The sequence below is a fragment of the Pseudoalteromonas sp. MMG022 genome, assembly GCF_021654245.1.
Taxonomy (GTDB): Bacteria; Pseudomonadota; Gammaproteobacteria; order Enterobacterales; family Alteromonadaceae; genus Pseudoalteromonas; species Pseudoalteromonas amylolytica.
In genome coordinates, this window is the sequence record NZ_JAKFZQ010000031.1 from 14,335 (window position 1) to 38,480 (window position 24,146).

At 43.1% G+C, this 24,146-nt stretch carries 22 protein-coding genes; 10 read left to right on the plus strand and 12 right to left on the minus strand.

Annotated features, from left to right (window positions below; all coding sequences use genetic code 11):
• Positions 1-40: 40 nt before the first annotated feature.
• The 3 genes from L1070_RS19230 to L1070_RS19240 are packed head-to-tail and all read right to left on the minus strand — an operon-like array spanning position 41 to position 3,217.
• Positions 41-1,171, minus strand: coding sequence for a sodium ion-translocating decarboxylase subunit beta (locus L1070_RS19230; protein WP_070983876.1), 1,131 nt, complete (start codon positions 1,169-1,171; stop codon positions 41-43).
• 9 nt (positions 1,172-1,180) lie between these two features.
• Complete coding sequence (gene oadA, locus L1070_RS19235; protein ID WP_237126770.1) at positions 1,181-2,968, minus strand: sodium-extruding oxaloacetate decarboxylase subunit alpha; 1,788 nt, start codon at positions 2,966-2,968, stop codon at positions 1,181-1,183.
• Between the two features lie 12 nt (positions 2,969-2,980).
• Complete coding sequence (locus L1070_RS19240) at positions 2,981-3,217, minus strand: OadG family transporter subunit (RefSeq protein ID WP_070983874.1); 237 nt, start codon at positions 3,215-3,217, stop codon at positions 2,981-2,983.
• Positions 3,218-3,628: 411 nt separating this feature from the next.
• Between L1070_RS19240 and L1070_RS19245 the strand changes: the two genes are divergently transcribed.
• Complete coding sequence (locus tag L1070_RS19245; protein WP_237126771.1) at positions 3,629-4,093, plus strand: YcxB family protein; 465 nt, start codon at positions 3,629-3,631, stop codon at positions 4,091-4,093.
• Between the two features lie 36 nt (positions 4,094-4,129).
• Here the strand turns inward: L1070_RS19245 and csrA are convergent, their stop codons facing one another.
• The 7 genes from csrA to L1070_RS19280 all read right to left on the minus strand — a co-directional run bounded on the left by csrA (position 4,130) and on the right by L1070_RS19280 (position 10,836).
• Entirely contained in the window at positions 4,130-4,318 is a 189-nt protein-coding gene (gene csrA / locus L1070_RS19250; protein WP_070983872.1) for a carbon storage regulator CsrA, read from the minus strand.
• 101 nt (positions 4,319-4,419) lie between these two features.
• Positions 4,420-5,619 (minus strand): aspartate kinase, encoded by a 1,200-nt coding sequence (locus tag L1070_RS19255; protein WP_237126772.1) that lies wholly within the window; start codon positions 5,617-5,619, stop codon positions 4,420-4,422.
• Positions 5,620-5,622: 3 nt separating this feature from the next.
• Positions 5,623-8,226, minus strand: coding sequence for an alanine--tRNA ligase (alaS, locus tag L1070_RS19260; RefSeq protein WP_237126773.1), 2,604 nt, complete (start codon positions 8,224-8,226; stop codon positions 5,623-5,625).
• A 4-nt stretch (positions 8,227-8,230) separates the two neighbouring features.
• The gene (locus L1070_RS19265; RefSeq protein ID WP_070983870.1) at positions 8,231-8,695 is read right to left on the minus strand and encodes a regulatory protein RecX; all 465 of its coding nucleotides are present in this window, start codon (positions 8,693-8,695) and stop codon (positions 8,231-8,233) included.
• The gene (locus L1070_RS19270; protein WP_237126774.1) at positions 8,695-9,492 is read right to left on the minus strand and encodes a BPSS1780 family membrane protein; all 798 of its coding nucleotides are present in this window, start codon (positions 9,490-9,492) and stop codon (positions 8,695-8,697) included. The genes L1070_RS19265 and L1070_RS19270 overlap by 1 nt, the downstream gene beginning before the upstream one ends.
• A 95-nt stretch (positions 9,493-9,587) precedes the next feature.
• The gene (ribA, locus tag L1070_RS19275) at positions 9,588-10,214 is read right to left on the minus strand and encodes a GTP cyclohydrolase II (RefSeq protein WP_070983868.1); all 627 of its coding nucleotides are present in this window, start codon (positions 10,212-10,214) and stop codon (positions 9,588-9,590) included.
• Positions 10,215-10,329: 115 nt separating this feature from the next.
• Positions 10,330-10,836 carry a DUF3087 domain-containing protein gene (locus L1070_RS19280; protein WP_237126775.1) on the minus strand — a complete coding sequence of 169 codons (507 nt, stop codon included), beginning with the start codon at positions 10,834-10,836 and terminating at the stop codon, positions 10,330-10,332.
• 129 nt (positions 10,837-10,965) lie between these two features.
• Here L1070_RS19280 and L1070_RS19285 point away from each other — a divergent pair, with 129 nt between their 5' ends.
• The 3 genes from L1070_RS19285 to L1070_RS19295 are packed head-to-tail and all read left to right on the plus strand — an operon-like array spanning position 10,966 to position 12,761.
• Positions 10,966-11,598 (plus strand): energy transducer TonB, encoded by a 633-nt coding sequence (locus L1070_RS19285; RefSeq protein ID WP_237126776.1) that lies wholly within the window; start codon positions 10,966-10,968, stop codon positions 11,596-11,598.
• A gap of 37 nt (positions 11,599-11,635) precedes the next feature.
• On the plus strand, positions 11,636-12,178 hold the full coding sequence (locus L1070_RS19290; protein ID WP_070983865.1) for a sigma-70 family RNA polymerase sigma factor: 543 nt from the start codon (positions 11,636-11,638) through the stop codon (positions 12,176-12,178).
• Positions 12,171-12,761: a hypothetical protein gene (locus L1070_RS19295; RefSeq protein ID WP_237126777.1), complete on the plus strand. Its 591-nt coding sequence runs from the start codon at positions 12,171-12,173 to the stop codon at positions 12,759-12,761. Before L1070_RS19290 ends, L1070_RS19295 begins: the two co-directional genes overlap by 8 nt.
• On the opposite strand, the gene L1070_RS19300 is transcribed toward L1070_RS19295, so the two are convergent.
• Entirely contained in the window at positions 12,758-14,134 is a 1,377-nt protein-coding gene (locus L1070_RS19300) for a Na+/H+ antiporter NhaC family protein (protein ID WP_237126778.1), read from the minus strand. The genes L1070_RS19295 and L1070_RS19300 overlap by 4 nt on opposite strands.
• Positions 14,135-14,361: 227 nt before the next feature.
• Here L1070_RS19300 and L1070_RS19305 point away from each other — a divergent pair, with 227 nt between their 5' ends.
• Positions 14,362-15,210, plus strand: coding sequence for a MurR/RpiR family transcriptional regulator (locus L1070_RS19305; protein ID WP_070983862.1), 849 nt, complete (start codon positions 14,362-14,364; stop codon positions 15,208-15,210).
• On the opposite strand, the gene L1070_RS19310 is transcribed toward L1070_RS19305, so the two are convergent.
• Positions 15,207-16,352 carry a DUF1343 domain-containing protein gene (locus tag L1070_RS19310; RefSeq protein ID WP_237126779.1) on the minus strand — a complete coding sequence of 382 codons (1,146 nt, stop codon included), beginning with the start codon at positions 16,350-16,352 and terminating at the stop codon, positions 15,207-15,209. The two genes, L1070_RS19305 and L1070_RS19310, sit on opposite strands and share 4 nt — an antisense overlap.
• Positions 16,353-17,004: 652 nt before the next feature.
• Here L1070_RS19310 and L1070_RS19315 point away from each other — a divergent pair.
• From L1070_RS19315 to L1070_RS19335, 5 genes are all read left to right on the plus strand, one after another.
• Complete coding sequence (locus L1070_RS19315; protein ID WP_237126780.1) at positions 17,005-17,466, plus strand: hypothetical protein; 462 nt, start codon at positions 17,005-17,007, stop codon at positions 17,464-17,466.
• A gap of 12 nt (positions 17,467-17,478) precedes the next feature.
• Positions 17,479-19,065: a GMC family oxidoreductase gene (locus L1070_RS19320; RefSeq protein ID WP_237126781.1), complete on the plus strand. Its 1,587-nt coding sequence runs from the start codon at positions 17,479-17,481 to the stop codon at positions 19,063-19,065.
• Position 19,066: 1 nt separating this feature from the next.
• The gene (locus tag L1070_RS19325; RefSeq protein WP_237126782.1) at positions 19,067-20,044 is read left to right on the plus strand and encodes a Gfo/Idh/MocA family oxidoreductase; all 978 of its coding nucleotides are present in this window, start codon (positions 19,067-19,069) and stop codon (positions 20,042-20,044) included.
• Positions 20,045-20,240: 196 nt separating this feature from the next.
• On the plus strand, positions 20,241-22,121 hold the full coding sequence (locus L1070_RS19330) for a hypothetical protein (protein WP_237126783.1): 1,881 nt from the start codon (positions 20,241-20,243) through the stop codon (positions 22,119-22,121).
• Positions 22,118-23,821, plus strand: a complete 1,704-nt coding sequence (locus tag L1070_RS19335; protein WP_237126784.1) for a HEAT repeat domain-containing protein — start codon at positions 22,118-22,120, stop codon at positions 23,819-23,821. Before L1070_RS19330 ends, L1070_RS19335 begins: the two co-directional genes overlap by 4 nt.
• Positions 23,822-24,146: the final 325 nt, after the last annotated feature.

Genomic DNA, 24,146 nt, shown 5'->3' on the forward strand with positions numbered 1-24,146 from the left:
TCGCTGCGCAGTCGGTTGGAAGTGAACTGATTTATTAGGCTTAGCCAACCAGCGCCAGCAAAATCCCCGCAGCAACAGCACTGCCCAATACACCCGCCACATTGGGGCCCATTGCGTGCATCAGTAAAAAATTATGCGGATTTGCCTCAAGGCCAACTTTATTTACCACACGAGCAGCCATAGGTACGGCTGATACCCCCGCCGCTCCCACTAATGGATTGATTGGGTTACTCGACAGACGGTTCATTGCTTTTGCCATAAACACACCCGAGGCCGTACCAATTGAAAATGCCAGTGCGCCCAGCACCAAAATGCCGATTGTCTCAACTGTTAAGAACTGATCCGCGGCCAACTTAGAACCAACCGCTAACCCTAAGAAAATAGTGGTGATATTGATAAGCTCGTTTTGCGCGGTGTTACTCAACCTATCTACCACACCACATTCGCGCATCAGGTTGCCAAGACAAAACATGCCAACTAACGGTGTTGCCGCTGGTAAAAATACAATAGTTAAGCTCAACACCAGCAGTGGAAAGAGGATCTTCTCTTTCTTGGATACCGGTCTTAGTTGTGGCATCTCAATATTACGCTCTTGCTCCGTGGTGAGCGCACGCATAATCGGCGGTTGGATAATAGGCACCAAAGCCATGTATGAGTATGCCGCCACAGCGATTGCACCGAGTAGCTCTGGCGCAAGTTTAGATGCTAGGAATATTGCCGTCGGGCCATCCGCGCCACCGATAATTGCGATGGCGGATGCATCTTTGAGAGTAAACTCAAACCCAGGCACAAAGTTTAATGCAATCGCACCGAACAAGGTGGCAAAGATGCCAAATTGCGCAGCAGCGCCTAACAACAACATCCTTGGGTTGGCTATCAACGCGCTAAAGTCAGTTAGCGCCCCGACCCCCATAAAAATAAGCAACGGAAACACACCGCTATCTATCCCGATGTAATAGACGTAATAAAGTAATCCACCCGGCTGAGCCAAACCCGCCACTGGAATATTAGTTAAGATGGCACCAAAACCAATAGGTACGAGTAACAGCGGTTCAAACCCTCGGGCAATCGCCAAGTACAATAATCCACACCCGACAGCCATCATAGCGAGTGCAGGCAGCGTAAAATTGGCAAGCCCTGTGGCCTGCCACAGATTCAACAATCCGTCCATGTCTCTCTCCTACGACAATGCCAGGATAGCTTCACCGGTTGCCACCGAGTCGCCTTCTTTGACTAATACTTGAGACACAGTGCCAGAGTGTGTTGCCCTGACCTCGGTTTCCATTTTCATCGCTTCCATGATCAGTACGACGTCACCTTTATCTACCTGATCGCCCGCTTTTACCTTGATCTTAAAGATATTGCCCGCAAGCGGTGCATTCATGGTTTCAGATGAGCTAACCGAAGCCGATTGCGGCATCAATTCGCTGTCTTGTACTTTAACTTCTTTAAGCTCTCCACCTGGTGCCACAACCACATCATAGACTTTGCCATCTACTTGTACGCTATAACGCTCTGCCGCACTTGCTGACTTTTTGGCAGCTTTCGTTGTCTGCTTTTCGCTCTCACTGGGCGCTTTTACCAAACTAGGCTTAGGCTCGAACGCATCTGGGTTGTTTCTGTTTTTTAAGAATTTTAAACCCACTTGCGGGAACAATGCATAGGTCAATACGTCGTCGATTTGTGCATCGGCAAGCTCGATTTCATCTTCTTTTGCCTGCTTCAGTAGCTCAGCTTCTAGAGTCTCAAGCTCCGGCTCAATTAAATCTGCTGGACGACAGGTAATTGCTTGCTCACCGTCGAGCACACGAAGTTGCAGTTCAGTATTCACGGCGGCAGGAGTTGCACCATACTCACCTTTAAGCACACCGGCAGTTTCTTTGGTGATGGTTTTATAACGCTCTCCTGTTAGCACATTCAACACGGCTTGCGTACCAACTATCTGTGACGTAGGCGTGACCAAAGGTAGGAAGCCTAAATCTTCACGTACGCTTGGGATCTCTTTTAACACCGCATCAAGCTTGTCTCCAGCTCCTTGCTCTTTCAACTGGTTTTCCATGTTGGTCAACATGCCACCGGGCACTTGTGCCAGCAGAATTCGCCCGTCCACCCCTTTTAAGCTGCCTTCAAACGCTGCGTATTTTTTGCGAACTTCTCGGAAATAACTGGCGATATTTTCGAGCTCAGCAAGGTCTAAACCTGTATCTCTAGCGGTTCCTTGTGTGATAGCGACCATGGTTTCTGTGGCGCTGTGACCATAAGTCATACTCATTGATGAAATTGCGGTATCTAGCATATCAATTCCCGCATCAATGGCCTTTTGATAGGTTGCGGTGCTCAGCCCCGTTGTGGCATGACACTGCATTGCGATTGGAATAGACACGGTGCTTTTAAGACCGCTGATCAGCTGCTCTGCATCGTACGGCTTTAATAGTCCCGCCATATCTTTGATACAAATTGAGTGACACCCCATGGCTTCCAATTGCTTGGCTTGCTCTAACCACATATCTAACGTGTGAACAGGGCTTACGGTATAAGAAATTGTGCCTTGGGCATGTGCGCCAACTTTAATCGCGGCTTTAATGGCTGTTTCTAGATTGCGAATATCGTTCATCGCATCAAAAATACGAAACACGTCCACACCATTTTGATGCGCCCGCTGCACAAATTTTTCTACCACATCATCAGCATAGTGACGGTATCCCAGTAGATTTTGGCCACGCAACAACATTTGCTGCTTGGTGTTAGGCATCGCTTCTTTTAACGCACGAATTCTGTGCCAAGGATCTTCACCAAGGTAGCGAATGCATGCGTCAAATGTAGCACCGCCCCATGACTCAACAGACCAATAACCTGCTTTATCGAGTTGCTCTGCAATTGGTAGCATATCTTCTAAACGCATCCGTGTTGCGAGTAGCGACTGATGCGCATCACGTAATACCAGCTCGGTGAGTTTTAGTTGTGACATAGTAGGCCCCTGTTATTTTTTTGTTCTGTACTGTGCAATAGCTGCTGTAATTGCTGCGATATGAGCATTTGAAACACCTGAAAAGGATTTCTTAGGTGCACGTGTTGCGACTTCTTCTGGCTGTTGCGGGTCTGATAGTTTTTCCAAACTCTTCACCGCAAAAATTAAAATCGACAAAAAGATAAAAACCCCAACCATACCTGTCAGCATTAAGTTGGCTGCCTGTAGCAATAGGCTCATGATATCCATGCTGCTCTCCCCTTGGATGATGCGCTTTATGACACATCACGATTTATTAATCGCTTTTTATAAATATTTATGCACCATCATAACAAAACAATGTGACATGTAAATAACATTGTAAATTGGTAATACCAAGCAAAGTACGTAAGCACTTTCAACCACTTACACAAAGAACAACCGAACATCCGTCATATTTCTGCTATAAATATGAAAAATATTCAAAATAGTGTCACACAATATTACTTTTAAGGACGTCTTAACCCTGATGAAAACAACCTTTTATTTACAGTGAAATTGGTAATACCAATAGTTATTTTCATTGCTTTACATCGTACATTATTGAGTTGCTAGCTTTAGACTGTTTTACCCAGCGCAATAAGCTACAATAGCGGCGTTTTAGATAATTCGGAGTTGTTAATGTTCAGGGAAAAATTCACCCTAGATAAAGCATACTTTAGAGAATGTTTTGACGAATCATTACCCTTAAGTGATAGAGCAAAACCTAAGTACCCTCTATTAGTATTTCTAATAGTGTTGGCCACTTTGTCGTGGGTGGTGGTGAAAAACCAGTACTTGGCAAGTTTTTTAGCCCTAATGGCTGTGCTTGAGGTCGTGGCTTTTGTTTATCGAAAACCTTGGTGGGTTGCCAGACAAATGCTCAGTAGAGCCGCGGGCAGTTTAGTGGTTTTAGATATAGATAATGACGGTATTAAGGCGGTTAACCCATATAAGCAGTATCAATTTCTCTGGAGTGAAATAGTAGCAGCTGAGCAGACTGATAAGGGTGTTGTCTTAAAAACAAAGCGAGGAATGCAGTATATTTCTCAGGCAGCAATTAGCCAGCAAGCCTTTGATTTTATTTTAGAAAAGACAAAAATATAGCCACTTTGTGGCTATATTTCTTTACAAGCTGTTGGCCTACATATTACCAGAAGGGCTCGACTTTTCAGCTTGTATACGCATATAAATTTCTTCGCGATGTACTGACACATCCTTTGGTGCATTTACACCAATACGCACCTGATTACCTTTTACGCCTAGTACTGTAACGGTAACTTCATCACCAATCATTAGGGTTTCACCTACTCGACGAGTTAGTATTAGCATTCTCTTGCTCCTGTATTCCAATAATTAAAAGATTCCGCGTCTTCGCCATTTTAATGAAAAGTGAGCGTAAAAGTAAGCAAAAAACCGAGCTTTGTAGCACTTTAAGGCAAAAATGTTACGTGCAACCTATTAACAACACGTTGCAGGTCGAGTTCTGCCACTAAAATCGAAGCTTTAATTTCGGTTGTACTCATTAACTTGGGATAAATATCTTCATACGCTAACGCATCTAAAGTTTCCGCAAGTATTTGCGGGTGAGACTTTATACCCAAACCAACAACAGAGACTTTTACCAAGCCCTGCTCAAATGTCATTTCGTTGATATCCTGTGCAAATGGCGCAGACTGCAATACCTCCAATACAACTAGGTGATCATTGCTATGCACAGTAAAAGCATAGTCGAAAATCCCTACTTGGCGACACCATTGATGTAACATATCAACTTCTATTTGTAATTTTGCCAATGCCATCAAAAGCTGACTGAGCATTTTCACATTACTCGTAGTGAACTGATAATACACCGCTTCTTGATTGGCTATGCCTGTTACTGGATTATTTGACACACACCCTTCCTTATAGCTAATCAAAGTTCCCTTGTCAGGTTTAAAACTGGATAACACCCGTAACGGTGTATGATAACGACTTGCAGCTTCCACTGAGCGTTGGTGTAACACCTTAGCGCCGAGACTGGCGAGTTCTAACATCTCTGCATAATGTATTTCAGGCAATCGGCGTGCATTTGCCACTATTCTCGGGTCTGAAGTGTATACCCCATCGACATCGGTATAGATTTGGCACTCATCGGCTTGTAGCACACCGGCTACCTCCACCGCCGTGGTGTCTGTACCACCTCGCCCCAAAGTGGTGATATTCCCTTCGCCATCGCGACCCTGAAAACCCGCGATGATTGCGATTCGATTGTGTTCAAGCTCTTGATGTAGCCGCTCAGTATCAATGTGCTCTACGCGAGCACGACCAGACATGTTATCCGTTTTAATACTCACCTGATCAGCCAATAGACTAACAGCTGAATGACCGCGTTTAATAATTGCCATTGCCAATAGCGCCACGCTCACTTGCTCTCCCGTGGTTAGCAGCACGTCTAACTCCCGAGCGCTCGGTGTACTGTCTATTCGCTTGGCTAGATTTAGTAAACGATTGGTTTCGCCAGACATGGCTGAGACAACAACCACAACCTGATGGCCCTGTTGTTGGGTCTTGATGACGAGTTCAGCGACAGCCTCAATACGCTCTAGTGAGCCTACCGAGGTGCCACCAAATTTTTGAACGATTAACGCCACGAGTTACTGAGTTTTCTCTGCAACCCATTGATTAACACTTGCTAATGCGGCATCTAGGTGCTGAGGTTCTGAACCACCAGCTTGGGCCATATCAGGACGACCTCCCCCTTTACCACCCACTTGTGCAGCCATGTGATTTACAAGTTCACCAGCCTTAATTTGACCAACAAGGTCTTTGGTTACACCTGCGATTAGGCTTACTTTGTCACCATCAGCAACACCTAGTGCGATAACACCTGAACCCATCTTGTTCTTCAAGTCATCAACCATACCGCGTAGCGCTTTAGACTCAGTACCTGCCACGTTTGCAACCAACAGTTTGATGCCATTTACGTCAACAGCGGACTCTAACAATGATGCACCAGCAGCGCTGGCCAGCTTATCATTCAGTTGCGAAATCTGCTTTTCAAGTCCTTTGTTCTTTTCAAGTAAGCTGGCCACTTTCTCCAGCACATTGCTCATGTCACCTTTAACCAGCGCTGCGATCTCACTTAATTGCTGTTCTTGCTCTGCAACATAGTTAATTGCTTCAACACCTGTGACCGCTTCAATACGGCGCACGCCCGCCGCGATACCGCCTTCGGATACGATTTTGAATAGACCAATATCACCAGCGCGGTTTACGTGTGTACCACCACATAATTCAATTGAGTAGTCACCAATTGAAACAACGCGTACTTCATCGTCGTACTTTTCACCAAATAGTGCCATTGCGCCTTTTTCTTTCGCAGCATCGATATTCATAAGCTCGGTGTTTAGTGCAAAGTTACTGCGGATCTGCGCGTTCACCATGTCTTCAACTTCACGAAGCTGTGCTTTAGAAACGCCTTCAAAATGTGAGAAGTCAAAACGTAGACGATCTGGCATTACTAAAGAGCCTTTTTGCGCCACATGCTCGCCCAATACCTGACGCAGAGCTTCATGTACCAAGTGTGTTGCAGTGTGGTTTTTCTTAATGCTTTCACGGCGCTGTGCGTCGATACGCGCATCAACTTTTTCATTAATACTGATGCTTCCAGTCACTGTGCCGTGATGAGCAAATGCATTACCCAGCTTGGTCGTATCTGTTACCGTAAACTCGCCGCCAGTGACAGTTAATGAGCCAGTATCACCAACCTGACCACCTGACTCCGCATAAAACGGTGTACGGTCAAGTACCACAATACCTTGCTGACCGTCTTGTAACATAGATACAGGCTTACCTTCGTGGAATAACTCAACCACAGTGCCTGTGTAATGCTCAGAATCATAACCTTTAAAGTCAGTGGTTTTTTCTGATTTTAATTTATCGTTATAGTCAGCACCGAATTTACCTGCTTGTTGCGCTTTTTTGCGCTGAACGTCCATGCACTCTTGGAAGCCTTGCTCGTCAATCGTCATGAAACGCTCACGAGCCACGTCCGCTGTTAAATCTGCTGGAAAACCGTAAGTGTCATACAATTTGAAAACCAGTTCACCTGGGATCACATCACCTTTAATATCAGCGAGACTCTCTTCTAAAATAGCCAAACCACGGTCTAGAGTTTTGCCAAACTGCTCTTCTTCTATGCGCAACACTTTTTCAATAATAGCTTGTTGTTTCGCAAGCTCAGGGTACGCTTGACCCATTTGCTCGATCAGCGCCGCTACCAGCTTGTAGAAGAACGCACCATTTGCACCTAGCTTATTACCGTGACGAACAGCACGGCGAATAATACGGCGCAGTACATAACCACGACCTTCATTTGAAGGCATCACACCATCAGATACCAAGAACGCACATGAACGAATGTGATCCGCCACAACGCGTAAAGACTTGTCTTCAAGGTCTTGCGCATTAGTTACTTCAGCAGCGGCTTTGATTAGGCCTTGGAACAGGTCAATCTCGTAGTTTGAATGCACCCCTTGCATGATCGCAGAGATACGTTCAAGACCCATACCAGTATCAACAGACTGTTTAGGGAGTGGTTCCATCGTGCCATCAGCATGACGGTTGTATTGCATGAATACTAGGTTCCAGATCTCGATAAAGCGGTCGCCATCTTCTTCTGGTGTGCCAGGGCGTCCGCCCCAAATGTGTTCACCGTGGTCGTAGAAAATTTCAGAGCAAGGACCACATGGGCCTGTATCACCCATAGACCAGAAGTTATCAGCCGTATCGATACGAACGATACGATCTTCTGGCATGCCAACCTCTTTGTTCCAAATGTCGAAAGCTTCGTCATCGGTGTGATAAATGGTGACTAGCAGCTTTTCTTTTGGTAGCTGTAGTACTTCAGTTAAAAACTGCCAAGCAAACTTGATAGCATCTTGTTTGAAGTAATCACCAAAACTAAAGTTACCAAGCATTTCAAAGAAAGTGTGGTGGCGTGCTGTATAGCCCACATTCTCTAAGTCATTATGCTTACCACCGGCACGTACACAACGTTGTGAGCTGGTTGCTCTGTTGTATGGGCGACTTTCAGCCCCTAGAAAAACATCTTTAAATTGCACCATGCCTGCATTGTTAAATAACAAAGTGGCGTCATTGCCCGGGATCAACGAGCTTGAAGGCACAACTTGGTGTTGTTGTTTGGCAAAAAAGTCTAAAAACGCTTGCCTGATCTGTGCGGTAGTCATGTGCTGCATGTGATTATTCACCCATTGTTGCTGCTTGCATTGCAAAATCTATTTCTTCATAGCTAAAGCCACGGTACATCATGTAACGTATGCGCTTTGCTTTTTCTTTATAATCGAGTTTTTCTGGGGTTGTAGCATATTTCCTAGCATATGCTTGCTGCGCCAGTTCAAACCAGTCTACTTCCTGAGTTTCAACAAGTTGCATCAAACGGGCTCGATCAACCCCCTTGTTCCCCGCGTCGCTTAGTACCCTTTTAAGACCCAAGCCTTTATTTATCTGTGTTCTTAAAAAGCTCTCACAATACCGATTTTCATCTATATATCCAAGTGATTCGCACCAAGCGAGTAACTTTTCTATAAACGCATCATCGGCACCTTTGGCTTGGAGCTTTTGTGTGAGCATTTTTTTTGAGTACTCTTGTCTGCCTAGCAGCCAAAGTACATAATTTTTTAATTTTTGCTTTTCTTGTTCATCCATTATGCGTCAAAGCGCCCTGAATCTTCCGATTGATGCTTAACATCTTGTTTAGACTCGCCTGGATTATCTTGCTGGTCGATAAAAATAGCCTGATAAGTAACAAAAAAGCTGATGTAAGCGATGGGCATCACCACCAACAGTGGGATCATGCTCAGTGGCATAGACGCCAAAACCAGTAACGCAATAAGTAACCCGTAAACACCGAGCGAGGCCATGTTCGAGTAAAACACTTTCAACGACAATCCCAATGCCTTGGTAATGCGTGTCTCACCTTGAAAAAATACGATGGGCAAAGCATAAGCAAACGCCATGATATTTATTGAGTGTGCGACAAAAAACAACATGACATCTGTTATTGAGATGGTTGCCAATATATTACTAATCAATACTTCAGGCGCTTGATCAGGAGAGGCATTTTGCATCATGCTCAGAGCCTCTTCAAATAAAATGCCGGCTCCCCACGTTAACAGGATCACCACACCTAACTGATAAAGCCCTAAACGAAACAAGTGTAGACGCCGCCCTTTTGCAGAAAATGCAGCGAGTATGCTGGCTAGAGAAATGGCTTGTCCGCGCTGTTTACTCAACACAGCCATGTAAAACCCCGCTGTAAGAAACGGCGCTGCAAATGCAGCAAGCAATTGCAGCGGAGGAGCCACCAACGGGCTCAATGCAACCGCGACCATAAATACATACATCATAATAAATGTCATGGGCTGCATTTTGAAAATTTCCCATCCGGCTTTTAGCCACTGGACGCCCATCGCTGCTTTAAACACTTTAAACTTGGCTGACATGTTAACTCTATGCTTGTAAAAACCCTGTGATTATACCTATTAGAACGCAAAATGCGACCAACAGGTCGCACTTTAAAAACACCTTATCACCAGATCTATTCGGGTTTAGAAATCTTTTTTATGTCCAACATATGTGAACCATGCTTTACTTTGGTTTCTAAATAGCTGCGGTTACCTACATGGCCCGCCTTTATATGCGCTTGAGTACCTACAACTGCCTCAACTTCTATACCCGCATCGCGCAGCGCATTGAGTTTGTTTGGGTTGTTGGTCATTAACTTAACTTTGCTCAACCCCAGTGCATTGAGCATCAATACCGCGTCTGAAAAATCTCTTAAATCATCAGCAAAACCAAGATGATTGTTTGCTTCGTAGGTATTCATACCTTGCGATTGTAATACATAGGCATCAATTTTATTGTAAAGACCAATACCTCGGCCCTCTTGACGTAAATAAAGTAGCACACCGCCTTGCTGATGCATACTTTCAATACATTCGTTGAGCTGTTCACCACAATCACAACGGGATGAATGAAACACATCTCCAGTTAAACACTCCGAGTGCATTCGAATTAACGGCGTTGCCTGTGTAGTATCCGCCTTGTTAAAAATCAGCGCAACATGTTCCTGACCATCTTTAAGGCCACTAAAAGAAACTATCTCTGCAGGAATATGACTGTGTTGCCCTACGTTTAACTGAACTCTTGCTCTTACTTCTGCCACGACTTAATTAAGACCTTAAAAATAGATAAGTGTTATAATATCACATTATTGTATTGATGACATAGATATGGTGTCTAAATCTAGAAAAACAAGCACCACTACCTCATATCACCACCTAAAACTTCTTCAGTATAGCTTCATCATATTGTTGAATATCCAAAGTGACCTGATACTTGGCAGCCAATGTGTCTAATTCAGCCTGCCAAAGACCCAAATCTTCTAAAGTAATGGTGTTGTCATCTAGCTCCCACAATTGCTTTGAACCGCTATAACTAAATTGCATCGCTAACATTGCATCCACATCGCCCTGTTGCGCTGCTTTTTTAAGTTTAGGCATTTTACGGGTCACTCGGTTGAGTGCTTGTTTGAGATCCCACACATAAACCACTTCATACATAAATGGGTGAGTGCGAAATTTATTAAGCAACCAACCAATGGCCAGCGCGCTTGCCACCACGCCTAGTAAATTCCAATGAAAGTGGCTACCGTCTTGATCCGGAAATAGTACAATCAAGGTTTGTGAAATTCCCAGACTACCCGCCGTTAAGCAAATAATACATGCGAATATCACCTTGTTCAGATGGCTGCGATAACGCGCCTTATCAATATTTTGTAACTGCATAGTCACCCCTAAAAAACACTCTGACATTGTATCGCGATCTGCACACAAAAAAAATTTTTAAAAATATTCACCCCTTTTGGAATGCTGAACCGTTGTATTAGAAAAAGAAACACATAAAGGGGTGCCATTATGCAAGCCATCGAATACCAACAAAACAACATGAACTACACCAAGCTAGCTTCTGCTATTGCTGGCGGTGCATTGATGACTGGAGCAGCTTTTGTTTTTATGCACAGTTTAATAGCACAAGACAATATTCGTGTACCTCAAGCAACACCTACCGAAATCGTAGAGTTGCCACAACTGAAAGAGGACACACCCGTTCAGGAAATCGAAAAGCTGCCTGAACCGCCAAAAATGCAGCCACCTCCTGTGCGCTCGGTAGCAGAGCCAAGCTCAGAGCCAACACTGACGACAGGTATACCATTTGCCCCTGAAGTATCAACTACTCAGATAAAAATTGCGGGGCCAACATTTGGTGAACAAGGGCAAGGCGCGACGCCAATTGTTAGAAGTGAGCCTAAGTACCCCATACATGCAGCACGAGATGGTATTGAAGGCTGGGTACAATTAAGTTTTGCTATCTCAACTTCCGGTGAAGTGATTGACATTAACGTGATAGATGCCGAACCTAAACGCACCTTCGATCGTGCCGCCGTCGCTGCACTCAAACGCTGGAAGTACCGCCCTAAAATCGAAAATGGTCAGGCGGTTATACAAAATAACCAAAGCGTTGTGTTAGAGTTCAAACTCGCTCAGTAGTTTTTAGTTGGGGGACACTCCCCCTAAGAGAGTGCCTATGCTGATAGCCCTAAAGTCGTGGTTTTACAATAATGAAGTAGTAGATGATGCGCTCTATGCCTACAAACAAAGTGGTGACAGTAAATACTTGGAACAACTTATTGATAGCTATAGCCAGGATTTGTATTACTTTTTATGTAGTCAAAGCAACGCTACTTTGGCCCAAGATTTATGCCAAAAAACATGGCTGAATACTATGGAAAAGAAGCATCTATACCATCAACAACAGTCACCTAAAGCGTGGCTGTTTACCGTGGCCCGTAACGCCTTGATAGATGAGCTGAGAAAACAGCAACGCTTTACCTGTATAGACGATATAAATTCGTTAGAATCGATTGCGATTAGCCAAGAAAGCATTTCGTTAAATCAGGCAATCAAACAATTACCCTTTTTGCAAAAAGAGGCACTGTCATTGCAGTTGGAAGGCTTTTCGTTGCAAGAAATTGCCGACATCACCCATAGCAATAGAGAGACCATAAAAACTCGGCTACGGTACGCAAAACAACAGCTCAAAAGTGCAATTGGAGAGACTCATGAATGATGAGCAATTTGATAACCAGCTGAGGGCTGAGTTTAGCAAACAAAAGCAGCAGAACAGACTCAGTCGAGCGCAAATAAATCAGTTGAAAACACAGTGTACATCACAAAAAGTGAAGCCTGTATGGCCACGAGTACAATGGACGTTTGCCAGCCTTGCAGCTGTATTTCTCGCATATTTAGTATTTAATGAGTCCCAACTGACCCAACAACCGCTGTATACGCTGGACTTTGAACAGTATCAACAAGTTGAGAAACATACACTGCACGCGGGTCAATACAAGCGCTCTTTGGTATTGCAAAAACAACAGTTAGATAATGAGATGCAAGTCGCAAAAAGCAATCTAAATCAAGCGTATGCAACACATGGTAAATTAATAGAAAAACAAGGGGATACTTGGTTTATTGCCGACTGCCAGCAACAAACTTTACTAGAAATAAGCACGGAACTCGTCGCGCAGCTCACTCAACGAAGTGATTATCAAGCTAATCAGGTCGGTACTTTATTGGCTTTTAAAAGAAACCCCCAAGGGCAGCTAGTCAGCCTATCAGCCCTTGAGAATAGTGATTCAACCACTTGTAGTTAGATCATGATGACACTAGCGACAAAGAAACACAGCAAAGATAGCCCTCCGCCAACCAAGGCGTAAGGCAATTGAGTTTTAACATGCGTCAATAAGTCACAGCCCGATGCCAGTGCAGACACCGCACTGGTATCTGAAATAGGCGAGCAATGATCACCAAAAATACCACCACTTAGAATGGCACCGAGTACCAAGGCTGGTGGCAGTCCAAGCGCTTGAATTAAAGGGACACCTATCGGGATCAGTATGGCAAAGGTTCCCCAAGACGTACCGGTGGTGAATGACATGATAGCCCCCGCTAAAAACAGCACTGGTACAATAAAGTAAATTGGCAAATAGTCACCGACTAAAGACGCCACAAACACACCTGTCCCCAACTCTTTTAGACTTGCACCTAGTGTGAGTGACAGAAGTACAATGGTCACTAATGGAAGTAACTCGCCCATGCCTTTAAAACCAACTTCTACCAATTCGTGATGGCTAAAATGTTTTGCACTGAGTAATAACAAGTATGCCAATGCTGTAGCTAGCACTGTTGCATATAAAACGGATTTAGAGCCACTGCCATTGGCCAGTACGCCATCTCCTGTCCAGAACATGAACCCGACCATAGACACGATAAGGGTAAGTAAAGGTAACAACATAAAACGTGCTTTGCTCGCCTTTGGTCCAGCATCAAGCTCTACCTGTTGCTTTTCAAGTTGTAGCTCTGCATGTTTCATAGGCCCATGTACTTTATCAAACACAATCGTATATAAAACAATAAGTAAGGCAATAATAGCGTAAAAGTTAAAAGCAACACTGCTCCATAAAATGCTAACCGCAGACTGCTCTAGCTCATAGTTACTCAATAAGCCAAGTACATATGCGCCCCAGCCATTGAGCAACACCAAAATACACACAGGCGCACTGGTACTATCGATAATATAAGCCAGACGTGCTCGGCTCATCTTGAATTTATCAAATAATCCTCGTGAGACGATACCTGATGTTAACACGCTCATGTTCGACTCAATAAATACTGCAGTGCCGGTAAACATGGTCAATAGTCCAACCTGCCGCTTACTCTTAGCAACACCTTTATTCATCAATATGTTAACGGTTGCGGCTACACCACCAGACTCTCTTATATACGCGAGTAAAGCCCCGATAATAAGACTGAATAATAGGATGCGGCTGTTGCCAGCAGAGGTAACAACGTCAACGATACGTTCAATACTGTTTACAGGCGTCATTAAAAGTTGACTCGTTTCATGTTGCATAAGCAACAAAAATTCAGAGGAAATCAGCGCTAGTAGCAATGCAAGGATCACTTCTTTACGCCAAAACACCACTAGAATTGCGATCAATGGTGGTAAAATTGAGTACCAGGTCATACATTCCCTTACAGCAGAGCATTTTAGTCATTATTATTAAGGCTTAGTAGCTTAAAGGGTTCCCTATTAAAAACAAGGCTTTTACCATCTTTGCCTTCACCTTGGCAACATTTGTCCCTAAAACAATCAAGAAAACATGATAAAAACACAATAGTTATTTCATCGACTATCACTGACATTCATTTGAACCTATAATGAATACAACTCAGTAACTAAGAAGTATCGAAATGTCGACATTTGTAAAAATAAAGGCACTCAAGCCCAGCCTTTCTAGCAGTGAAGCGAAGTTGGCTGATTTCACACTTAGCTCAGGTGCAAAAATTCGCTCCTTATCATCCGTAGAACTAGCCAGGCAGGCCGGAGTAAGCCAATCCAGCGTCGTGAAATTTGCCCAAAAACTAGGCTACAAGGGCTTTCCGGCCTTCAAACTTGCAGTTATAGACGATTTAAACTTACAAGCAGGTCAGCCTGAGCCGGCTCATTCACATATTACTCATGCAGACTCCATAGATTTAATCGCACAAAAACTGCTAACACATCAGCAAGGAGTTTTGAGTGAAACGAATAAGCTGAATGATGTTGAACAATTTGAAGCAGCTATTAGTGCCATCAAATCAGCAAAAAGAATTCTACTTTGTGCGGTTGGTGGTAGCTTTACTATGGCCCAGGACTTCGCTTTAAAATTGCAAAAATTAGGATTACCAGCCATTGCACAGACAGATGAACTTTCAGCGGCTAGTTACATTGCAACTATGGGTAAAGATGACCTACTAATCGCCATTAGTGATTCAGGACAAAGTAAATCTGTGCTTAGAGTTGCTAGGCAAGCTAAGAACAACAACTGCCCAATATTGTGCCTATCACGCTATGGTGTTAATCCACTTCATGATATGGCATCCATTAATCTATATAACGTCACTGGTGAAGAGCCCGTAAGACATGCATCTATGTTGACTCGAGTCTCACAAAGCTATTTGATTGATGTGCTATTTGTCGCGCTAACCCAGTCAAATCTACGATGGCAAAAGCGGGCTGAACGGGCAAATGAGCATATGTACGATATCCGCCACAGCTAACGCTTGTATATTAAATAGGGCTGACGCAAAAGCTTAAACGCTTCTAAGTCAGCCTGCCAACCACTTTTGATCTGTGCGACAGATTGCTTAGCTTCGATTGCCAAGCGTAGTTTATCCGTACCTGCCAACTTATCCATAAACTCAGCATGCGTAAAAAATGGCTCATTTTTTACGTAGAATGCCTTATATGCATCTAAAAACCAGTTCAAATTCAACCCATTGCTGCGTACTTGACGCAGGTCCTTACCATAGACCGTTTTGCCATTGAGCTTAGGGTTAACCGCTGCACCAATCACAGGCTTTGGAACAAAGCTAAAAGTACCTAATCTGACGCTATCATGCCCAAATACCTGAAACGGCATTGGCGTACCACGCCCAACTGAAACAGGGGTTGCTTCAAAAAAACACAGCGACGGATATAAAGCAATGGCCTGCGCATTTGGTAAATTTGGACTGGGCTTAATCGGCAGTTCATACCCCATACTAGCACTGTAATCAGCGATGGAAATCACTTTAAGATCAAGTGCTCGACTCGTTTTTAACCAGCCTTCTCCATAAATCATTTTTGCCAACTCCCCGACCGTCATACCATGTAAAACGGGAATTGGATGCATACCTACGAACGAGCGGAACTTTGCCTCAAGCACAGGTCCATCCACATAAGCAATGTTTGGATTAGGCCTATCCAGTATCAATAGCTGCTTGTCATGCTCAGCAGAGGCTTCCATCACGTAATGCATGGTGCTGATGTAAGTATAAAATCGTACCCCCACATCCTGAATATCAAACACAACCGTATCGATATCTTGCAACGCCTCTGTGCTTGGTTTTTTATTTTTACCGTATAAAGACACTATGGGTAGCCCTGTTTTAGCGTCTTTTCCTGAGTCCACTTTTGCTCCCGCATCATGGTCACCCCTAAAACCATGTTCAGGTGCAAAGACCTTGCGAACATCGACTCCTTTGGCGAGTAAGCTATCGAGTAAGTGTCCATCTTGAGTTTGCGCCGTTTGGTTCACCACCAAAGCGACACGCTGGCCCTTTAACAAAGGAAGGTAGTGACTGTATCGCTCAGCGCCAACTTGTAAAGCTTGTGACGAAGCTGAAACACACAGAAGTATCAAAACAATAAAACAACGCATAATCTGAAAGCCTAGAAAGTTTGCCTCATGATGGGAGAAATACACAGATGATGCAATCTCAATTTAGACGGGTAAATAAAATTATGACTTCATCTGTGCTCACTCTCGTAATTAGAAAGCCAACACGCTTCATTGTTTAACCGTTCCTACCAATCTTTATATGAATGTGGACTATAACCATCTGCAGAGTGACAGAAACCAAAATATAATTGTCGTTTGGTACTCGAAAAGAAATATTTTCCCAGTATATTCAAGTAAGGCAATCGCCCTCCTAATGCAACACAACTAAACTACCACAGAAAATAAGCATACCTCTGGCTACAGTTCGCTAGTGAAATTTAGAAATAATTTTTATAAAAAAGTAAAGTAGAAAACTGATACCCAAATTAAAAAACATTTATAAATTTATTTTAAAATACCACTCATTAGCCCCGTATCCACTATAAAAAGACTGATTTATATGAATGATAAAAAAGAACAACTCTCAACATTCCACATACACACCTCCCCTCTTCTTCAAAAACAAAACCAAATTTAACCCACTATTTTTAAATAAAATTTCATATTGATATTTCTTGTGGGTTATCGGATTGACAACGCTGTCATTTGAAAGATAAAATTATTTATAGATCATTTTACAAAAGGAAGATTGATGGACAGGCGAAGCTTTATAAGCTGCTTAGGAGTAAGCTGCTTATTACTAACACCAGTATATTCTTCGGCAGGAAGTTATTTAAGCACTAGCTTTAATAAAAGCCGAGAAGAGTTTGAATCACTACTACATTACTTACATTTAAATGACAGTCGAGGCGAAAAAGATAGGATATTCGATGAGCTTTCTGAACAGGAACTCGAGTTAACTTCCCAAATGAATAACCTTTTTAGACGAGAGAAGGTGCACGCTAAGGCTGTTATTAAAAAAACGCCAAAATTTAAAAGCCTTGTCAACAAAATTGCCGTTTCGTTTTACTTAAACACGACTTTAAATGATAGATATAAAGTCTATAGCTCAGACCCATCCATCGCGAGAAGAGCAAATGCAGAAACACACAATTTTAAAGCTTATTGTGGTGGCCAAACTGGTTTTTGGCAAAAACCTCCTACGACAGTATAAAGGATATTATTTATGTATGATGTAGTTATAGTAGGTTCAGGCGTTGCTGGCAGCATATGTGCAAACGAGCTGGTCAAAAAAGGCCTCAAGGTTGCTGTACTCGATGCTGGACACACGTTACAACGAGCAGACTTGGTGTTAAATCAACTTCGCTCTGGTCGCGATGACTCAATGTCGCCATACCCTCTGTTGCCCCACGCACCACATCCAGATCCTGTTTTATTAAAAGACTACCCAAGCTCTCAAAAAAGACAATATGATACAAGTTACATCAGAACAGTTGGTGGCACAACTTGGCATTGGGGAGGGGCTTCGTGGCGCTTTTTACCATCAGATTTTAAGTTAAAGAGTAACTTTGGTGTTGGCCGAGATTGGGGGATTGATTATCAAGATTTAGAACCCTACTACGTATTGGCCGAACGAGAAATGGGGATCTCAGGTGAAGAGATCAAACAGCTAAAGCAATGGAGAAGTGCACCATATCCTCTTCCACCGGTGCCACTCTCTTACATGGATAGCTTTATTAAAGATAAAATTGCGAGTGCCAACCTCAACCTTCAAGCGGAACCTGCAGCACGAAACACTAAGCCTTATGACAAAAGGCCAAGCTGTTGTGGAAGCAACAACTGTATCCCTATTTGCCCTATCGGTGCACAGTATAGTGCAATGCATACACTAGAAAAGGCGATAAAAAGTGGCGTTGAGTTAATAGAAAACGCAGTCGTACACCGCCTAGAGGATAATCAAAAAGGGGAAATAACAAACGTTATTTATACAACACCAGACGGCAAAGATGTCAGTGTTAAAGGTAAATATTTTATATTGGCAGCCAATGCAATCGAGTCAGCTAAAATACTGCTCTTATCAAAAACAGTACATAGCCCAAAGGGGATCGCTAACAGTAGTGGACTCGTTGGTAAAAACTTAATGGACCACCCAACAGTTCACGCGACATTTGATATTGAAGAGCCCGTATACTCGGGACGAGGCCCTGTGGGGATTTCTGCAATTACAGACTTCATGGATGGTGACTTTAGAAAAGACTATGCCGCTAAAAAGCTGGCTATCGGCAATGGCAACTTCAGTGAGATTATCGCGACTGAAATGATAGGTGATCTACTGCTGAACAAAGACTTTAAAGCCCAACTAAAACACAAAACGATTCGTAGAATAGGTTCTCATACCCAACATGAGCAACTACCATCGATAGACAACAAGGTGACATTAAGTACCACAAAGTTTGATGCGTTAGGCCTACCCTACCCAGAAGTGACATGGGATGTTGAAGAATATGTCATCAAAAGTGCTGAGCACAGTGTCAAAGTATACCAACAGCTTGGTAAGTTGCTAGGTGCCACTGACACCAAAATCAACGTTAACTTAGCCTCTAATGCACATATGCTTGGCACCACGATAATGGGAGACGACCCTAAAACATCCGTCGTTAACGCTGATTGCTTTAGCCATGATCATAGTAACCTTACGGTAGCAGGTGGCGCTGTGTTTCCCAGCTCATCATCCGTAAACCCAACTTTGACCGTTGCGGCACTATCTATAAGGCTTAGCGAGAAATTAAGCTCACTAATTAAGGAAAAATAGTATGAAAAATAGAATAATACGCTGGGGAGTCATTGGCTGCGGTAGCGTAACTGAAGTAAAAAGCCTTCCTGCATACCAGCAAGTTGAAGGGTTTGATGTGTTCAGCGTGATGAGAAGAGATCATCAACTTGCTATTGACTATGCACAAAGACATAACGTTCCACATGTTCATAAAGACGCAGAGGAGTTGATTAACGATCAAAACATCGATGCTGTTTATATCGCAACTCCGCCAGATAGCCACTTGTACTATGCATTAAAAGTCGCTCAAGCAGGGAAAATCTGTTGTATAGAAAAGCCTTTATCGCCAAGCTATCAAGAAAGCTTAGAAATTTGCCAAGCATTTGAAGAACGTGACCTCCCTCTGTTTACAGCTTACTACCGGCGTTCACTGCCACTTTTCAATAAAGTAAAAGAGTACATTGACCAAGGTGCTATCGGAGACGTTCGTCATGTATCTTGGAACTATAGTCGTCCCGTATATGATGTAGATTTGTCTGACACGTATAACTGGAGAACCGATAAGGATATTGCTCCGGGTGGCTATTTTGATGACCTAGCCAGTCATGGGCTCGATATATTTGGATATCTGCTCGGAGGTTATAAAGAGGCTAAAGGGGTCGGAAGCAATCAACAAGCGCTGTACAGCGCACTAGATTCTGTGAGCGCTTGTTGGGTTCACCAAAGCGGTGTGACAGGTTCTGGTATGTGGAATTTTGGCAGCTTTACAAGACAAGATAATGTCGTCATTTTCGGCAGCAAGGGAGAAATCCATTTTTCGATTTTCCAAGACCCAGAAGTGACACTTATCACCCCAAATGGTACTGAAAAAACTGTACACGAATATCCTAAGCACATTCAAATCCATCATGTTGAGAATATCAAAAGTGACCTTTTAGGCGAACTCGAACACCCTTCTACGGGCCTAACTGCACTACATACATCTTGGGTTATGGATAAGATTTTAAATAACGCCTAAGCAACTCGTTTTGGATAACACAGCTTTGCAGAGGTTGTGCTTATCCAAGCCTCCACAACTCTCCCAAATATCAGCTCACGAATCCAATATCAAATCCTATTGCGCGCATAGTAATGATTTGATGATATGCCGCATATTCTCCCAACATTTTTGCGATATAATAATCTATCGAGCAAAACTGAATAAAGAGATCTCCATGATAAAAGTTACACACTCCTTTATAGCGACTGCAATGCTATTAGGGTTGTCAGGCTGCCAGTTAGGCAGTAACGATAAAAACTCAAATGATGTAGCCACCCCCAATGAACTAAAAAACATTAGTATTTCAAAAATATCAACAGGTCCATTAGAGACAATTGAGCCAAATACACAAGTACAAGTTTATTATGATGTCGACATTACAGGCTTTGACGATATTGACGTTGATGTACACTTTTATCTCATTCATGCCGATGAATTAAGTTCATCAAGCGAGCAAGAAGAAGAAATTACTGAAGTTCATAAAGTTGGCGTATTAGAATTAAGTAAAGTCAGCCAAGGGACTCATAGCTTCGATACGCATATCACTGTTCCTAACCAGTTACTGGGCGGCCACTATCATTTAATCGCACAAATCGACCCTCATGACTCACATTCAGAGGACATTGAAGAAGACAATCACCCTTCCACTGAGCATAGCCCATTTGCACAGGGCGACTTCCCCTTTGCAGATTTACATGTTCGGGTACTAGAAAGCCATGATTATAAATTACTAAAAGCCGAATTTGGTCAGCAAACCTTAATTTTAGATGCACCCGATGTAAACGAAGGTACAAGTGAGCACCATTCAGATTTGGTTGGTTATTTAGAAGCGGATTATGAAGGCAATAATTTGGGCGATACTGCCATCACCGCACAAGTGCTCGTCAACGGTAATTGGCACGATACACACTTTTGGAATGCCGCCACAAAAAGCTACGAAGCGCAAATGCACCATAGTTTTACTGAAGGGCTGCATGACGAACATATTGGTTTTGATATTGCGCTAGAAGATGAGCTTGTGCGCCAGATTTATCAAAGTTATGACGCCACACAAGCACAATCGCTGCATGTACGTTTTACACTTGCCGATCTTGCGCAAAATGCCGAAACCGTTACGAGCAACAACATCGTGGAGGCACAGTTACCTCTTTATTTTTTCAATAATGATAACCTGCCTGAAGCACAGCAAGCTGCGCGTACTGGAACGAGTATTGCTTCTGTAGGCCTAGCCAATATTAATTTTGAAAAGTCTTATGATAAGTCATACGGCGACCAATCAAAGTTCAGTGTCGGCGTCGACCTAAGTGGGCAACTATTCATTGTGCCTACTGGCGATCCTGGTGGCCGTATTACAGGTGAAGGGGTTGTAGAAGCTTATTTCTTTAATGCGCATAATACCTTATTCAGCATCTCTTACGATGGCAGCGCTTATATCAGCGGTCAAAATACGGGCTATGCATCTGAAATGATTATTTTTAATAACGTAGTATTTGAAGATGAAAGCTACACAACCAAATATGAAAAAGCCTGGGAAAAATCGTGGGAAGAAAATAAAGTTCTTGCACAAGCTCGCTTTACAATTGGCCCTGTTCCTATGAGTGTTGAGGCCGGCGTGTCTGGCGGCCTAGGATTTGGCTTAACCGTAGGTTACAACGCTGAACTTTACGCTGAAGGTGACCTGTTCCATGTTGACTTTGGTGCATTTGGTCGTGGTGGTGTTAATTTGGGTTTAGTGTCTGCGGGTGTTCAAGCGATTTTAACGCTCATAGACAATACCTTTGCAATGGAATCAAAAGCAGGCTTTGCGCTTGTTAGTAGCGAAGTCAATAAACCTCATATCTACTATGGACTAGAGCTGAAAAACGACTTGGATGTGATCTCAGGTAAGTTTGGCTTATATGCTGAAACTATTGGCGTAAAATGGTGCAAGAAGTGGGGGATCCCATATCCTTGTGGCAAAAAGACAAGCCATTACGATTTATGGCTATATCAAACCAACAGCGTATTTAACAAATCTTGGACGCTCTATTCTAAAGAAGGCGATATCGAGATATGAATTTTTTATATCGACTCCCCCAACTGTCAGTGCCCTTAGTGGCGCTGACAAGCTTTTATTCATCAGCACAGATTAATTGCCAACCTCAATACCACTTTGATATCAAGGCACATACTTCTTTTAACTATGCAAAATTACAAAGTGCACCACAAACATCAATGGTGCGTTTGCAAGGTGTAATATCAATCAAACCTGCGAGAAAAAAGGAAGAACAGGACTGGTGGGGAATTAAAGCTGACAATGTAGTATCTGTGTTTGAGCAAAGCTCAACGCCTTTGCCAAGTTATGAACACCCCTTTGCTTTTAAATTAAATAAAAAAGGGCTGATCGACGCTTTCTATTTTGCTGAGAAGATTGATAAACAAACTCAAGATAAGCTCAAAGGGCTAGCATATTATTTTCAGTTTCAAAAGGACACCTCTGACATAGTAGCTGAGCCCGATACTCTTGGCTTCTACAAACCTAATTACCTGTACAATCAAAGCCAGCTACACATGAGCAAACAAGCTTATACGCGATTTGATCAAACCCAACTGACCACTTTTAACCGGATCAATATTATTAAATCTGATCACTATATCTTGCCAAGTAAGTGCTTTTTAGAAAATAGAGAGGGTTCAGAAGCGCTGGAGCTAGTCGGGCAAGACCTGAACTTTAGCTCAGATCAAACCTATTATATTACAAAAATGAAAAAGGGCTTCAACAGTGCTCTCTTTAATATGAGCGATGATATTAGCACTTGGCAGCCATCCCATATTGAGTTAAGCGAGGAGGAAAAAGCCCGCCTAGCCAAAGCACTGCAACAGTTCATCACAACGCAAGATATCACAGCCATAGACGCGCATACCTTAGCAATATTACTTAAACAGTATGATCCTGTATTAGGCACATTAGAGCAAGTTATTCTATCTACACAGCTATCAGACCAAGCTCAAATGCGCCTGTTCAACGCGTTAGGCCAACTAGACTCTGCATCAAGTCAAAAGCTGTTGGGACACTTATTAAAAGCGCAAAAGCAGCCACAGACACAGTTCAGGGCACTACGCGCACTGAGCCAAGGTAACTCAGCATTATCGACACAAGCCGGTCAACTCTTACTAGACATGTTAAACAATGGTTTTATTACACTTGATGCCGAGGTAGAGTCTAGCTTTTATATGACGTTAGGCATTTTGCTGTATAACCGCCCAAGCTCTGATGGCACAGCGCAGATCAAACAAGCCATCACCGAACAAATCGTATTGAACGAAAGCGAGATGAAAACTGCCAGCCTCATTGGCGCATTGGGCAATAGCAGAGCACCCGAGCATGAAGCGTTAATCACTGAACATCTATCCAATAAAAGTGTCCGCATAGAAAAAGCCTCTATTCGGGCACTGGGAATGATGCAAACGCCAAATGCCTACAAAAATTTAGAGCAACATTTCTTTGACTCACCACACCGCAACAGAAAAGCGATGGTTAGTGCCCTTGGAAGCTTTCAAATGAGTGCCAAGGCCAGTGACAGTGTGCTGAATATTGCAGTGAATGATAGTAATGATGCAATACGCTACGTCGCAATTTCAGCACTTGCTAAACAACATAATCAGGCTGGAATAAAACCCATATTGCGCCAAGCACTAACAAAAGAAACCTCACGCCGCAATTTTAAAGCCATTGTCGAGTTGCTACATGCAAAGGAAAGTAAAGTGGCAAATTAAGCAAAGCCATGAATAAAAGCTAGACAGTGGCTCCATAAATGGGTGCCACTGCATAATTCCTTATGTTTAACTACTTAAGAGAAGTGGCGAACGCGGGACGTATCTTGTAAGAGTGGACCTCCAAGCGCTTCACATACTTTTAAGCTGACTCAAATTTTAGGCACAAAAAAACCGACTGTCTTTTTAAGAACATGCCGGTTGATTGCTCACTTCTTGTTTAAAAAGAAGTGGCGGATGCGGGACGTATCTTGTAAGAGTGAACCTCCTACTGCCTGCATCACAATTCCCTATATTTTACCACTTGAGAGAAGTGGCGGACGCGGGA

Coding starts and splice junctions, on each gene's coding strand:
- L1070_RS19230 (WP_070983876.1), bottom strand. CDS start 1,171: ATGGACGGATTGTTGAATCTGTGGCAGGCCACAGGGCTTGCCAATTTT.
- oadA (WP_237126770.1), bottom strand. CDS start 2,968: ATGTCACAACTAAAACTCACCGAGCTGGTATTACGTGATGCGCATCAG.
- L1070_RS19240 (WP_070983874.1), bottom strand. CDS start 3,217: ATGGATATCATGAGCCTATTGCTACAGGCAGCCAACTTAATGCTGACA.
- L1070_RS19245 (WP_237126771.1), top strand. CDS start 3,629: ATGTTCAGGGAAAAATTCACCCTAGATAAAGCATACTTTAGAGAATGT.
- csrA (WP_070983872.1), bottom strand. CDS start 4,318: ATGCTAATACTAACTCGTCGAGTAGGTGAAACCCTAATGATTGGTGAT.
- alaS (WP_237126773.1), bottom strand. CDS start 8,226: ATGCAGCACATGACTACCGCACAGATCAGGCAAGCGTTTTTAGACTTT.
- L1070_RS19265 (WP_070983870.1), bottom strand. CDS start 8,695: ATGGATGAACAAGAAAAGCAAAAATTAAAAAATTATGTACTTTGGCTG.
- L1070_RS19270 (WP_237126774.1), bottom strand. CDS start 9,492: ATGTCAGCCAAGTTTAAAGTGTTTAAAGCAGCGATGGGCGTCCAGTGG.
- L1070_RS19280 (WP_237126775.1), bottom strand. CDS start 10,836: ATGCAGTTACAAAATATTGATAAGGCGCGTTATCGCAGCCATCTGAAC.
- L1070_RS19285 (WP_237126776.1), top strand. CDS start 10,966: ATGCAAGCCATCGAATACCAACAAAACAACATGAACTACACCAAGCTA.
- L1070_RS19290 (WP_070983865.1), top strand. CDS start 11,636: ATGCTGATAGCCCTAAAGTCGTGGTTTTACAATAATGAAGTAGTAGAT.
- L1070_RS19295 (WP_237126777.1), top strand. CDS start 12,171: ATGAATGATGAGCAATTTGATAACCAGCTGAGGGCTGAGTTTAGCAAA.
- L1070_RS19300 (WP_237126778.1), bottom strand. CDS start 14,134: ATGACCTGGTACTCAATTTTACCACCATTGATCGCAATTCTAGTGGTG.
- L1070_RS19305 (WP_070983862.1), top strand. CDS start 14,362: ATGTCGACATTTGTAAAAATAAAGGCACTCAAGCCCAGCCTTTCTAGC.
- L1070_RS19310 (WP_237126779.1), bottom strand. CDS start 16,352: ATGCGTTGTTTTATTGTTTTGATACTTCTGTGTGTTTCAGCTTCGTCA.
- L1070_RS19315 (WP_237126780.1), top strand. CDS start 17,005: ATGGACAGGCGAAGCTTTATAAGCTGCTTAGGAGTAAGCTGCTTATTA.
- L1070_RS19320 (WP_237126781.1), top strand. CDS start 17,479: ATGTATGATGTAGTTATAGTAGGTTCAGGCGTTGCTGGCAGCATATGT.
- L1070_RS19325 (WP_237126782.1), top strand. CDS start 19,067: ATGAAAAATAGAATAATACGCTGGGGAGTCATTGGCTGCGGTAGCGTA.
- L1070_RS19330 (WP_237126783.1), top strand. CDS start 20,241: ATGATAAAAGTTACACACTCCTTTATAGCGACTGCAATGCTATTAGGG.
- L1070_RS19335 (WP_237126784.1), top strand. CDS start 22,118: ATGAATTTTTTATATCGACTCCCCCAACTGTCAGTGCCCTTAGTGGCG.